The following is a 13,063-nucleotide window of genomic DNA, read 5'->3' as shown; positions in this document are numbered from 1 at the left end:
GAAAGAGAGAACAATGAAAATAGTTAAATACATCACTCTTGTTTTATTGATATGTGCATCAACATTCGCAGTGCAAGCTGAGCAAAAGTTTACAAAAGGAAGTTGGGATATTCATTACATTGCATTCCCAAGCACCTTTGTAAAGCCTGAGACAGCCAGCCAATACAACCTGCAACGAAGCCGATACATGGCGGTGGTAAACATCTCAGTATTGGACAAAGACAGCCAAGAGGCTCAATTTGTAAATGTTAGTGGAAAAGCAAAAAACCTACTGGGCCAAACCAAACAACTGACTTTTACTCGAGTCACTGAAGGAAAAGCCGTTTACTACCTTGCTCAACTACAATACCGTAACGAAGAAATCTTTAACTTCGAAATTGATATCCAACAAGGCAATCGAAGTGAAACGATAAAATTCAACAAAAAATTCTACGCAGACTAAGGTCTGCGTAGCCTTTATTAAAAACTGAGTACACTACTAGACGCTCAGTCTACTTTCGTAACATCGCATCTAATTGGTCGACGATTTCACTCCAGTCGCCATCAGTATCCAACGAGTCTCTTAAAAATGAGCGTTGGGCATCAGTCCAAAACGACGCTTCGTCAATTGTCATATCATCCGGAATACGATGTTCTTTTACAAAGTGGTATATCCCCGAACGCGTGCCATCTAAACCAAGTTGTTCAAATAAAGTCGTTAAATTGTGATTAGACGTGTCCATGTTGCCTCCAAATCAATTATGGCCAGGTACCTCAATATAAAAATAGACGGGTTTTGGCCTATCTACCAGATTTCCCTTTGATATTTGTATTTAACTTGCTAAGTTGATTAAAAATAAAGCAATGCCGTGAGGTTTTTATGGACGTTACCCAGCACTTAACCGAAGAACATGGTGTCAAAGCCATTTTGTTATCAGCCGAGGATATCAACTTAGCCGCCTCGCTGTTATTTGTTGCGTACCACGATGACCCTGTGTTTAAAGATATTTTTAAGGCCGAAAAAGAAGATTACGAAACCAGATTGCGTGGTGCCATTCGTGAGGAACTAAGTGCATTTTGGCAAACTCAACAACCTATGGTTGGCTTATTTTCCGGAACTCATCTGCTAGGCGTCGCGTGTCTCATTGAACCCCAGAAAGGTTTAGAGCCTGAGCGGTTTTGGCACTGGCGCCTTAAAATGATGCTCAATGCTGGCTTTATCAGTACCAAAAACATGATAGAAAAAGAGCGCAAAGTCGCAGAAGCCATTCCCCATTTGCACTATCACTTATTAACCTTTATCGCGGTTCACCCTGATCATCAACATCACGGTTTGGGACATTATCTAATAAAAGCCGTTGACTCTATGGTCGACGAACACCCTCTATCTGAGGGGACTGCCGTATTTGTAACAAAAGAGCAAAACAAACCGTTATTTGACGACGACAACTACCAAACTCTATCAGAGATTCAAATTGGTGCAGTTTCTGGTACATTGATGTTTAGAGAAAAATCATCCGTACAAAATTGAGGTAAATAATGGAAACAGAAAAAAGGCTAAGTAGTTTTGCTGAGTTTTACCCTTTTTATTTATCAGAACACCAAAACAAAATTTGTCGTGCTCTGCACTACATAGGGAGCTTATTAGTCATCGCGACCATTATTTTTGTCCTCATAACTCAACAATATATCTACCTTTGGTTACTTCCTGTAATCGGTTACGGTTTCGCTTGGGTTGGTCACTTCTTTATTGAGAAAAACCGACCAGCGACGTTTACGTACCCCTTTTATAGTTTTATTGCCGATTGGGTGATGCTCAAAGATTTCTTAACTGGACAGCTAGATAAAAAGTTACAAAACCTGCCGTAAAACGGCACTCACCTAGCCCGGAAACTCTGTACTACTTTGACTTCAAGCGTTACAATTAGCGGTTACTTAAAGTAAATAAAGAGAAAATAGAATCTTGCAATCTAACACCCAGCAACCTATGACCGAAAACCAACAAATCCTAGAGTTTGTATTAGACAAAATTGACGACTTGAAAGCCCGTGATATTCAAACATTTGATGTTCGTGGTACGTCTTCCATTACGGACTACATGGTAATTTGCTCAGGCACCTCTAAAAAACACGTTCAATCTGTCGCCGACCACGTATTGTCAGAGGCCAAGCACTCAGATAATCCAGCACTGGGTTCTGAAGGGATGTCTGAAGGTGAGTGGGTATTAGTTGATATGGGCCCAGTTGTTCTTCACGTTATGCAAGAAACAACTCGTGACTTTTATCAGCTAGAAAAATTGTGGCAAGATAGCGCTGAGTCTAAATCTGACTCATCTTCTAGCGGTCAATAAGCAGCTTCAACAGGGAACGGTTAAATGAAAATTCAATTAGTTGCCGTAGGTAATAAGATGCCCAGTTGGATCACAACTGGGTTTGAAGAATACCAACGTCGATTCCCTAAAGACTGCTCATTCGAACTTATCGAAATCGCTCCTGGAAAACGCGGAAAAAACGCTGACATAAAGCGAATTTTAGAGCAGGAAGGCGAAAAAATGCTCGCAGCGGTGCCAAAATCAAACCGCATCGTTACCCTTGAGGTCACAGGTAAACCTTGGACTACGCACGATTTAGCCAAACAACTAAGCGGGTGGCAAATGGACGGTCGTGACGTCAGTTTATTGGTAGGCGGCCCTGAAGGGCTTGCACCTGCTTGTATTCAGGCTTCTGAGCAAAAGTGGTCACTTTCGGCGCTGACATTACCTCACCCTCTCGTTCGCGTGGTAGTCGCCGAAAGCTTGTATAGAGCTTGGAGCCTCAACAACAACCACCCTTATCACCGTGAATAATCAAGGTAGTTAAGTAGTAATGCGACGCCAAAAACAGCATATACAAGATCATTCAGCCGAAGCAAACTTATTTGCCAGACGTTCTATTGTTGCTTTGTTGGTTGTTTTTGGTTTGATGAGTGTTTTGATTGTAAATATGTTTTATTTACAAATTAAAAGTTATCAAACTTATCAAACTCGCTCAAATGAGAACCGCATAAAGGTTCAGCCTGTTGCCCCCAATCGCGGCGTCATTCGCGATTTAAATGGCAAGATTTTGGCCGCGAATGAACCGGCTTACTCGCTTGAGATCATCCCTGAAGCTGTTAAAGATATGGATGCAACTTTGCTCGGTTTGCAAGAGATCATGGAGATTTCGAGTGAACAAGTAGAGCAGTTTAAAGAAACCATCAAATATCAGCGCCGTTTTAAAAGCATTCCATTAAAAACCAAATTAACCGACCAAGAAGTTGCTGCTTTTTCCGTACAACAACACAGATTTCCGGGGGTCGGCATTGAGGCTCGTCTCACCCGTACTTACCCCTACTCAGACGTGTTGACTCATGTAATTGGCTACGTAGGCAAAATCAACAAGCGCGACCTTAATCGCCTAGAACAAACGGAACAACTGAGTAATTACGCAGCGACGCGTAGTATCGGTAAAATTGGCATTGAACGATTTTACGAAGAAGCGTTACATGGCACGACAGGCAACGAAGAAGTAGAAGTAAACCACCGAAGTCGAGTCCTACGTCAACTCAATGTGACTCCGCCAAAACCAGGTACTGACCTACATTTATCTATTGCGGTTGAAATGCAACAACTAGCAAAAGACGCACTGGGCTCCAAACGCGGTGCCATTGTCGCGATAGACCCAAGAGACGGCGCTATCTTAACCATGTACTCAAACCCAAGTTACGACCCTAACTTGTTTGTCAGTGGTATTTCTCAAAAAGATTACAGTGCAATTACGAGTTCAAAAGACAAACCAATGCTCAACCGTGCCACTCAAGGTCAATACCCACCTGCATCTACTGTTAAACCACAAATTGCACTTTTAGGCTTACACAAAAAGTTAGTCACCCCAAGTACAACGGTCTGGGACCCGGGTTTTTGGAAGTTTCCTAATGTGGACACACAGCGTAACTTCCGAGATTGGAAACCGGGTGGTCACGGCTGGGTCGATCTAGAGCACTCATTAGTCCAATCCTGTGACATTTATTACTACGATCTGGCTTACCGTCTTGGCATTGATGAAATTAGCCCATTTGGTAAAAAATTTGGCTTTGGTGAGTACACCGGTGTCGACATTCACGAAGAAAGTCGTGCAATCATGCCAAGTCGAGAATGGAAAAAAGAGCGCACTCGTAATCCTTGGTATCAAGGTGACACCATCTCTGTTGGTATCGGCCAAGGATACTGGACATCAACTCCTATTCAATTGGCAATGGCAACGTCCGTGTTAGTAAACAAGGGCGAGGTCATTGAACCTAAAATAGTCACAGGCACCACCGAAAACGGTGTATACACAAACACACCTATAACCAAACGCCCACCTATTAAACTTAGCGATGATAGATATTGGCAAGTCATTTTAGATGCCCTTTATGAGACCGTTAACTCACCAGAGGGTACAGCGCGCACAGCATTTGCAGGAGCAGTCTACACAAGCGCTGGTAAAACGGGCACCGCACAGCTGTTTAGTTTGGCTGAAGACGAAGAATACGATGAAGAAAAAGTCGCCGAACGAAAGCGAGATAACGCTATGTATGTCGGTTACGCTCCATATGATGACCCGACCATTGTGATTGTTGTTGCAGTGGAGAATGCCGGTGGCGGTAGTTCAAATGCGGCGCCAATCGCGCGTCGAATGATGGACTTGTATTTTGCTTTAGGGCTTGCCGATAAGCGCACAATCTCAGATCAAATTATCCAGCTTGAAGAAGAGATAGATGAAACCCTAGACGTTGTGCCTACCCAGGAGAATAAAAATGGCTAAGACCCTCAACGAACGACGTCGCAGCTCTTTGTTTTTTAGGTTTCATATCGATTTACCTCTTTTATTGGGGATCCTAACTCTGATGTCTTTAAGCTTATGCGTTGTATACAGTGCAGGCGGTCAAAATATGGATATGGTTGTTAGACAAATGATCCGCATGGGCATTGGTCTAGGTGTCATGCTTATGGTTGCTCAAATATCACCTTTTACTTTTCAAAAGTGGGCACCTCATATCTTTGTTGTAGGTGTCTGTTTGTTGGTTGCGGTCCTTTTGGTTGGTGACATGGGTAAAGGCGCGCAAAGATGGTTAAACCTTGGCTTTATTAAATTTCAGCCATCAGAAATTATGAAACTGTCATTGCCTATGACAATAGCGTGGTTTTTGAGTAAATACACCTTGCCCCCTAACCTCAAAAACACGTTTATCGGTTTTGTTCTCATCGCGATTCCTACCTTGCTTATCGCTAAGCAGCCAGACTTAGGTACTTCTTTACTTGTCGCGAGCAGTGGCTTTTTTGTATTGTTTTTGGGTGGCTTAAGTGTCCGGGTTTTACTGTTTGTTGCAGGTGCCGTTGGTGCATTTTTACCTATATTGTGGTTTTACCTGATGCACGGATACCAAAAACAACGTGTACTGACTTTTTTGAATCCCGAAAGTGATCCCCTAGGCTCTGGTTATCACATCATTCAATCTAAAATCGCCATAGGCTCTGGCGGTTTGGATGGCAAGGGCTGGTTACATGGAACGCAGTCACAACTTGAATTTTTACCCGAACGTCACACAGACTTTATCTTTTCGGTATTTAGCGAAGAATTTGGATTTATTGGCGTCCTTCTTCTTTTATCTGTGTATGCATTTATTATTATTCGCGGCATGATGATTGCCGTTCGAGCTCAAGAAGGTTTTACTAAGTTATTAGCAGGTAGCCTGACCTTAACCTTTTTTGTTTACCTATTTGTTAACATAGGTATGGTCTCGGGCTTATTACCAGTAGTTGGCGTACCTTTACCACTAATGAGCTATGGCGGTACATCTATCGTGACCTTGATGGCGAGCTTTGGTATGTTAATGGCTATTGCAACCAACAAGCGCTTACTAGCGAGTAATCAATAATAACCTTAACTTATTGACGAGTAACAACAATGAATAATAATCGACTCTCGTTTTTACCCGCATTTGGGTTATTTGCTTTTCTTTTATCTGGCTGTGCCAATAACAGTCGTTACGCAGATAAATACGACAGCGCTCCTACACGTCCGCCGACGTTGCTCGAGCAACAAGACCCTGAAGTCACTAACGATCCGATTGGTCGCGGCAACCTCCCTTACGAAGTATTCGGAAAGAGCTATACGCCAATGACCGAACGTAAGCCTTTTAGTCAAAAAGGGACTGCATCCTGGTACGGCAAAAAGTTTCACGGTCACCTGACATCCAACGGAGAGATTTACAATATGTTTGGTATGTCAGCTGCCCACAAAACTCTGCCACTACCGAGTTATGTGAAAGTGACAAATTTAGCCAACAACAAAACGGCTGTTGTGAGAGTTAACGATCGTGGGCCGTTTCACGGCGACCGTATTATCGACTTATCATATGCCGCTGCGTTTAAACTTGGCGTGTACGATACAGGCACGGCGAGAGTAAAAGTAGAATTAATTATTCCTGATCAGGAACCTTATATCCCCGAACAGAGTCTATACCAGGTCGCATTGCATGGATTTTCAGATGAAGGTAGCGCTAACGAATCCCTAAAAGGGCTTACGCTTATGCTAAATCAAGACGCTAAGGTGCTTGCCAAAGACAATACACACAAAGTCGTTTTTGGTCCTTTTAAGCAAAAAAATGACGCCAACGAACTATTACAAAAAATAAAAGAGTTCGGTTACGAGTCTGTCGCGATAGAGAGCGTATTAGCGCCTTAAACTGGACACTTAGTGTCCCTATATGGATAATACCGCCTCTAAATTTTAACTCAGCAACATTAGAATGAATGGAACACAATGAAAAAACTTTTTATATCTCTGGTTAGTATTACGTCCCTCGCTCTTTCATTAGTCGCTAACGCAAAAGTGCTAGTCCCAAACCCACCGAGCGTTAATGCCAAAGCTTACATTTTAATTGATGCCAATACTGGTAAAGTCATCGCTGAAAAGAACGCAGATGAAGCACTAAACCCTGCTAGTTTGACCAAAATGATGACAAGCTATGTCATCGGCCAAGAGATTCAAAAAGGTAACATCGCATTAACTGATATGGTTACCGTTAGTCGCAATGCTTGGGCCAAAAATTTCCCTGAGTCGTCAAAAATGTTTATTGAAGTTGGCAAAGAGGTTTCGGTTGCTGACTTAAACCGCGGCATAATCATCCAATCTGGTAATGACGCTTGTGTTGCGATGGCAGAGCACATTGCGGGTAGTGAAGAGCAATTCGCTCAATTGATGAACCTTTATGCTGAGCAGATTGGCCTAACCAATTCACACTTTGTTAATAGCCATGGCTTAACCGCTGAAGGTCACTTGAGTACCGCTCGTGACATGGCATTACTTGGTCAAGCTTTGATAAATGACGTTCCAGAAGAATACGCAATTTACAAAGAGAAAGATTTTACCTACAACAACATTTCACAGATCAACCGTAACGCCCTACTTTGGGACAAAAGTTTAAACGTAGACGGTATCAAAACCGGTCACACTGAAGCTGCAGGATACTCTTTAGTTGCGTCTGCAGTTGAAGGCGACATGCGTCTTATCTCAGTTGTTATGGGTGCAAACAGCCAGCGCGCACGTAAAGTTGAAAGCAAAAAGTTACTTAGCTATGGCTTCCGCTTTTACGAAACGCTAACGGCGTACGAAGCAGGTACTGAATTTGCTAAACAACGCATATACATGGGTGATAAAGACCAAGTTCGTCTGGGTATCAACCAAAGCACAGCTATCACCATTCCTAGAGGCTATCGTGAAAAGCTAGCTGCGTCGTTTACCCTTGATAAACCGCTAGAAGCCCCAATTAAGAAAGGCGAAGTCGTTGGTACGCTAACGATCAAAATTGAAGAAGACGTAGTAACTACTTATCCATTAGTTGCCCTTGATCAAGTAAACGAAGGTGGTCTGTTCAAGCGCATGTCCGACTACGTTCGCAAAAAATTTGAGTTATAATCCAGTTTTAGAAGTAAGAGTCTAGGGAAGACTTTCAGTAAGGTATTAAAATGACGGTAAAAAACACTAAATTTGATGAATTGTTAGACTTCCCATGTCGCCAAACGTTTAAAGTAATGGGGCTAGCACAAGAGGACTTAACGGTAAAAATCGTAGAGGTACTTCAAGAGATAGCGCCTGGTGACTTTGCTCCTAAGGTTAAACCAAGTGCCAAAGGAAATTATCACTCTGTGTCAATTTCGGTTACTGTAACCAGTAAAGAGCATATGGAGTTGGTATACAATGAACTTGGTGCAATTGACATCGTAAGAGTTGTTTTATAACGACTAAGTTCACATTCTTCACAACGGGTCAGGCCTGCCCTGACCTTCGCATCGGTACTCAAACTAAAAGAACGCGTTAATGTCCGAACTCACTCAACAATTGACCATCCGCCAAATTGACACAGGTAACTACCAAGAAATTTGGCATGCGATGCAAAACTTCACTGATAACCGAGATGACAACGTAATTGACGAGTTGTGGGTTGTCGAGCACGACCCAGTTTTTACTCAAGGCCAAGCGGGTAAAGAAGAACATTTGTTAAACCCTGGTGACATTCCTATCGTAAAAGTCGATAGAGGTGGGCAGGTGACATATCACGGTCCAGGCCAACTAGTGGTTTATCTGTTAATTAACCTACGCCGCAAAAAAATTGGTGTACGCGACCTAGTCACCTTGATAGAGCAAAGTATTGTCGATACCTTACAAGCATACAAAATTAAAGCGTACGCTAAAAAAGACGCGCCAGGTGTATATGTTGACGAACGCAAAGTCGCGTCTTTAGGGTTAAGAGTGCGACGAGGTTGTAGCTTCCATGGGTTGGCGTTGAATGTCGATATGGACTTAGAGCCTTTTTTACGTATTAACCCTTGTGGTTACGCAGGCTTAGAAATGGTTCAGACTAGTCAAATAGGTGGCCCAAATTCCGTCACCGAAGCCGCAAAACCACTAACAAAAATCATCGCAGAAAAGTTAAACGCGAACCAAATTAAATATGAAAATGGCCTTCCTAAGCCGTTTTTAAACGAAAAGAGAGCGTAATGACAACAGTTAAAACGTCAAAATTAGAAGCCGGTGTCAAACTGAGAGATGCCGAAAAGATGGCCCTCATTCCAGTTAAGATCATGCCATCTGAACGCGAAACCATGTTACGTAAGCCTGACTGGCTTAAAATTCGCTTACCTAAGTCGAGCGAAAAGATCGATAACATAAAAAAAGCCATGCGCAGCCAAGGCTTAAGCTCTGTGTGTGAAGAGGCATCTTGCCCTAACTTACCTGAGTGTTTTAACCACGGTACGGCGACCTTTATGATCCTAGGCGACATTTGTACGCGTCGCTGCCCGTTTTGCGATGTTGCTCATGGACGCCCTCTTCCACCTAATGCGCAAGAACCAGAAAAGCTTGCCCTGACGATTAAAGAGATGGGCCTCAAGTACGTAGTAATTACATCGGTCGACCGTGATGATTTGCGCGACGGTGGTGCTCAACACTTTGCTGATTGTGTAAAGGCGATTCGCGAGCACAACCCAGGCATTAAAGTAGAGATTTTGGTACCTGACTTCCGTGGTCGTATGGATAAAGCGTTAGAAATCCTCTCTACTGCGCCACCAGATGTGTTTAACCACAACTTAGAAACTGCGCCGCGTATGTATCGTTTGGCTCGTCCTGGCGCGAACTACAAATGGTCATTAGAATTACTGAAGCGATTCAAAGAAATGCACCCTGAGGTGGATACTAAATCTGGCTTGATGGTTGGACTAGGTGAAAACAACGATGAAATCATCGAAGTATTAAAAGACCTTCGCGAGCACAATGTCGACATGTTGACCATCGGCCAATACCTACAACCTTCTAAACATCACTTGCCTGTTGAGCGCTACGTGCCACCAGCTGAGTTTGATATGTTTAAGGCGGAGGCTGACAAGCTAGGCTTTAAACACGCAGCATCTGGCCCATTTGTTCGCTCTAGTTACCATGCTGACAAACAAGCCGCAGGTGAAGAAGTAAAATAACATTTCTACAAGGAGTCTTACCAAATGACTGAGCAAGCATATCCGATTGGCACCCCTGGCAAAAAGTGGGGACCAGAAGAAAAACAACAATGGCTCGCGCAACAATTGGTAAGACGTTCTTACCAAGAACAGGTTGTTACCAAGTTAGCTAAGTTACCGAGCTACTTTGAAACAGAACAATACGGTCAGCTCAATTACGCCGATTTGCCTGTTATTAAAGACGCCGACAACTACCCTCTTTTTGTTATCAAAAGCGTTCAATGGGATAACCAACGCCCAACTATTTTAATCACAGGTGGTGTACACGGCTACGAAACCAGTGGTGTTCAGGGTGCATTACAGTTTGCTCTAACTGAAGCAGAAAACTACATTCGGCAGTTCAACTTTGTTATTGCTCCCTGTTTAAGCCCTTGGGGTTACGAAACTATCAATCGATGGAATCCGTTTGCTGCTGATCCAAATCGTTCGTTTTATGAAGGCTCTGAAGCGCAAGAATCTCTATTGCTAATGGAATATCTCAAAACCAACGAGATATCGCCTCTTTGCCATATCGACTTACACGAGACTACCGATACGGACAACAGTGAGTTTCGCCCTGCGCTCGCAGCAAGAGACGCAATTGTACAAAAGACTTGGAACATCCCTGATGGTTTTTATTTAGTGGCCGATGCGCAAAATCCACAAGCTGACTTCCAAACGGCTATTATCGACGAAGTCAAAAAAATAACGCATATTGCCCCAGCCGATGACAATAACGAGTTAATTGGTGTTCCACTTCAGCAACTTGGGGTTATTGAGTATGACGCAAAACCGTTGGGGTTGTGTATGGGCATGACAGATGCCAAATACAAAACCACAACCGAGGTATACCCAGACAGCCCTAAAGTAGATGAACGCAATTGTAATGACGCCCAAGTCGCTGTCATCAGAGGTGCGCTTAACTTTATTCTCGATTCTGAAAGACACGCTTAAACTGCGTAAATATCTCTTTAAACGAAAAAAGCGCCTGAGAATTTCTCGGCGCTTTTTGTTTAGTTAGGTTAGGTTTTATTTCAAGTGTTCTACCAAAAACTCACCTAACTCTTTAAACATTAATTGTCGATTATCACCATCGTCAAAATAATGCGTGCCGTGTTTTATTTTGACGTACTCAATATCAATATCCGCATCTTCAGCAGCATCATAAAACTTGTCAGATTGGCTAAAGTTGACTTGCGTGTCGTAAGTACCATGAATAAGCAGTACAGGAGCCTTTATTTTGTCTAAGTTATAGATTGCTGATAACGAATCCATCTCTGCTTTTTCTTTATCGTCCCTAGGGTTACCAATGGTTTTACTGATAAAGGCGCGCAAACTTTTATACTTATAATCGTCCTCAGCCAGCTCAGTCAAATTGGCGATGCCTGCGATAGAGACGATACACTTAAAGTCCATTGGTTTTTGAAACGATGCAGTTAGCGCGACGTAACCGCCATAGCTCGCACCAACCATACAGCTATTTTTGGTGTCGGCTAATTGTTGTTGAGCAACATAATCAATCGCTTCATAAACGTCTTGTTGCATACGTTTGCCCCACTGGCGATAGCCTTGGTTTTCAAAGCTGCTACCAAAACCACCCGAGCCTCTAAAATTAACCTGCATAACTGCATAACCTAGACTCGCCATGTACTGTACATAAGGGTCAAAGTATTGGTAATCACGAACACCAAATGGCCCGCCATGCGGAAATACCACTAAAGGCGCTTTTCCTTTTTCAACTCCATCTGGCAACGTTATGTAGCCATGAAGTTCTACGCCATCAGAAGTTGTAAATGAGTATTTCTGAGTCGCAGGAAGTCGTTTGCCCTCTAAATATGGATATTGACTAAACCAAACACCACCTGCCTTTTTCTCCAAATCTAACCAAAAGTACTTGGTCGGTGAAACATTGGTTTGTGCCGATACCAAAATCTTTTTGCGATTGGTGTCTAAACTGGTGATAGATGTCTCAAACCCGTTAAAGCTATTTTTAACGATCTGGAATACGCTGTTATCAGTCTCATTAAAGAACACGCTGCGCACATAATCATCCATGTATCGAACACCGATAATATTAGATGAGCCAGGTTCCACAATTACATCCGCCACATCGTATTTTTCGTGTGCATAAACTAACGAATCGAATTTACCCGACGCAATGTTGTACACCCACAGTGCTTTTCTGCCGTGCTCATGAGGAGACAAAACATATAAGCTATTGCCATCAACAAATACCGGTTCGAAAGAGTGATCTTCAAATGATTGAATCGATTGAATTCTTTTCCACTCTGCAGACTCTGTTGCTCTGTGCCAAATGTGCCTTAAGCCAGGCTTTAATTCATCGATTTCTACCCCTAACACGACTTCGCCTTGGGTATTTGCAACCCAAGCGTTTACCCGGTACTTATTGATAAAGGTTTTGTCCAAATCACCGGTATCAACATTCGCTTTGTAAACCGCAACCGCCTCGTCACGTTCGTCAAAACCCTGTACCAAAACATGGTTAGGGTCATCTTTGAGTATCGCAATTACGCGCTCACTGTACAAAGCACCTCGAGTTATTCGATCCGAACGTACCTCTTTAGGTTTAAGCTCTTGCAACTCTTTTCCAGATTTACTTACCGAAAACAAACGAGAAACTCGGAACCGATCACCATACGCAGATTTAGAATAACTTGCAGAGACAATAACGCGGTCGTCATTCGCCCAAATAAGGGAATCTATCCTGTCTTGGGCCTTTTTAAGTTTGAGAATGGCTGTAAGCTCTTGAGAGCCAAACTTGCTTACGACAATTTGAGGACCATCTGGCGCATTAAACACCGCCGCTATATGCTCACCATTAGGGGATACCTGAGCATATTGAAACATTGGTAAGTGGCCGAAAGCTTTAGCGTGTTGCTCAGCCTTACTGGCTTGGGCAATGTTAGGAATGACAGCGCATATTGAAAAAATGGGTAAGAGCAAAGCAAGTGCGACCCGCTTCATAATATAGTCCTTTATTTATGGTTATTAATATAATCCTCTCCAATATAT

The 13,063-nt window shown here is 42.9% G+C and carries 15 protein-coding genes; 13 read left to right on the top strand and 2 right to left on the bottom strand.

Going from position 1 to position 13,063, the window contains the following annotated elements; translation table 11 throughout:
• The first annotated feature begins 13 nt into the window (after nucleotides 1-13).
• Nucleotides 14-442 carry a DUF4426 domain-containing protein gene (locus J1N51_RS00170; RefSeq protein ID WP_208832007.1) on the top strand — a complete coding sequence of 143 codons (429 nt, stop codon included), beginning with the start codon at nucleotides 14-16 and terminating at the stop codon, nucleotides 440-442.
• A 49-nt stretch (nucleotides 443-491) separates the two neighbouring features.
• On the opposite strand, the gene J1N51_RS00165 is transcribed toward J1N51_RS00170, so the two are convergent.
• Nucleotides 492-722, bottom strand: coding sequence for a DUF2789 domain-containing protein (locus J1N51_RS00165; protein ID WP_208832006.1), 231 nt, complete (start codon nucleotides 720-722; stop codon nucleotides 492-494).
• A 137-nt stretch (nucleotides 723-859) separates the two neighbouring features.
• On the opposite strand from J1N51_RS00165, the gene J1N51_RS00160 reads away from it, so the two are divergent.
• The 12 genes from J1N51_RS00160 (at nucleotide 860) to J1N51_RS00105 (ending at nucleotide 10,984) form a co-directional block, all read left to right on the top strand.
• A complete protein-coding gene (locus J1N51_RS00160) occupies nucleotides 860-1,510 on the top strand; it encodes a GNAT family N-acetyltransferase (protein WP_208832005.1) in 651 nt (216 codons plus the stop codon).
• A gap of 8 nt (nucleotides 1,511-1,518) precedes the next feature.
• Entirely contained in the window at nucleotides 1,519-1,848 is a 330-nt protein-coding gene (locus J1N51_RS00155) for a DUF962 domain-containing protein (protein WP_208832004.1), read from the top strand.
• 118 nt (nucleotides 1,849-1,966) lie between these two features.
• Nucleotides 1,967-2,329, top strand: a complete 363-nt coding sequence (gene rsfS, locus J1N51_RS00150; protein ID WP_208833266.1) for a ribosome silencing factor — start codon at nucleotides 1,967-1,969, stop codon at nucleotides 2,327-2,329.
• Nucleotides 2,330-2,353: 24 nt separating this feature from the next.
• A complete protein-coding gene (gene rlmH / locus J1N51_RS00145; RefSeq protein WP_208832003.1) occupies nucleotides 2,354-2,824 on the top strand; it encodes a 23S rRNA (pseudouridine(1915)-N(3))-methyltransferase RlmH in 471 nt (156 codons plus the stop codon).
• A 19-nt stretch (nucleotides 2,825-2,843) separates the two neighbouring features.
• Nucleotides 2,844-4,802, top strand: a complete 1,959-nt coding sequence (gene mrdA, locus J1N51_RS00140; RefSeq protein ID WP_208832002.1) for a penicillin-binding protein 2 — start codon at nucleotides 2,844-2,846, stop codon at nucleotides 4,800-4,802.
• Nucleotides 4,795-5,916 (top strand): rod shape-determining protein RodA, encoded by a 1,122-nt coding sequence (gene rodA, locus J1N51_RS00135; protein ID WP_208832001.1) that lies wholly within the window; start codon nucleotides 4,795-4,797, stop codon nucleotides 5,914-5,916. The genes mrdA and rodA overlap by 8 nt, the downstream gene beginning before the upstream one ends.
• Before the next feature lie 29 nt (nucleotides 5,917-5,945).
• Complete coding sequence (locus tag J1N51_RS00130) at nucleotides 5,946-6,725, top strand: septal ring lytic transglycosylase RlpA family protein (protein ID WP_208832000.1); 780 nt, start codon at nucleotides 5,946-5,948, stop codon at nucleotides 6,723-6,725.
• 78 nt (nucleotides 6,726-6,803) lie between these two features.
• Nucleotides 6,804-7,958, top strand: a complete 1,155-nt coding sequence (locus tag J1N51_RS00125; protein WP_208831999.1) for a serine hydrolase — start codon at nucleotides 6,804-6,806, stop codon at nucleotides 7,956-7,958.
• A 50-nt stretch (nucleotides 7,959-8,008) separates the two neighbouring features.
• A complete protein-coding gene (ybeD, locus tag J1N51_RS00120) occupies nucleotides 8,009-8,281 on the top strand; it encodes a DUF493 family protein YbeD (protein WP_208831998.1) in 273 nt (90 codons plus the stop codon).
• Nucleotides 8,282-8,360: 79 nt separating this feature from the next.
• Nucleotides 8,361-9,041, top strand: coding sequence for a lipoyl(octanoyl) transferase LipB (gene lipB, locus J1N51_RS00115; RefSeq protein WP_208831997.1), 681 nt, complete (start codon nucleotides 8,361-8,363; stop codon nucleotides 9,039-9,041).
• Nucleotides 9,041-10,012 carry a lipoyl synthase gene (lipA, locus tag J1N51_RS00110; protein WP_208831996.1) on the top strand — a complete coding sequence of 324 codons (972 nt, stop codon included), beginning with the start codon at nucleotides 9,041-9,043 and terminating at the stop codon, nucleotides 10,010-10,012. The genes lipB and lipA overlap by 1 nt, the downstream gene beginning before the upstream one ends.
• A 24-nt stretch (nucleotides 10,013-10,036) precedes the next feature.
• A complete protein-coding gene (locus J1N51_RS00105) occupies nucleotides 10,037-10,984 on the top strand; it encodes a M14 family metallopeptidase (protein WP_208831995.1) in 948 nt (315 codons plus the stop codon).
• Between the two features lie 75 nt (nucleotides 10,985-11,059).
• On the opposite strand, the gene J1N51_RS00100 is transcribed toward J1N51_RS00105, so the two are convergent.
• Nucleotides 11,060-13,015: an alpha/beta hydrolase family protein gene (locus tag J1N51_RS00100; RefSeq protein WP_208831994.1), complete on the bottom strand. Its 1,956-nt coding sequence runs from the start codon at nucleotides 13,013-13,015 to the stop codon at nucleotides 11,060-11,062.
• Between the last annotated feature and the right edge of the window lie 48 nt (nucleotides 13,016-13,063).

This window comes from Psychrosphaera ytuae, from assembly GCF_017638545.1.
Lineage (GTDB): Bacteria > Pseudomonadota > Gammaproteobacteria > Enterobacterales > Alteromonadaceae > Psychrosphaera > Psychrosphaera ytuae.
The sequence above is the reverse complement of the archived record's forward strand: the minus strand, read 5'-3'. Positions and strand labels throughout refer to the sequence as shown.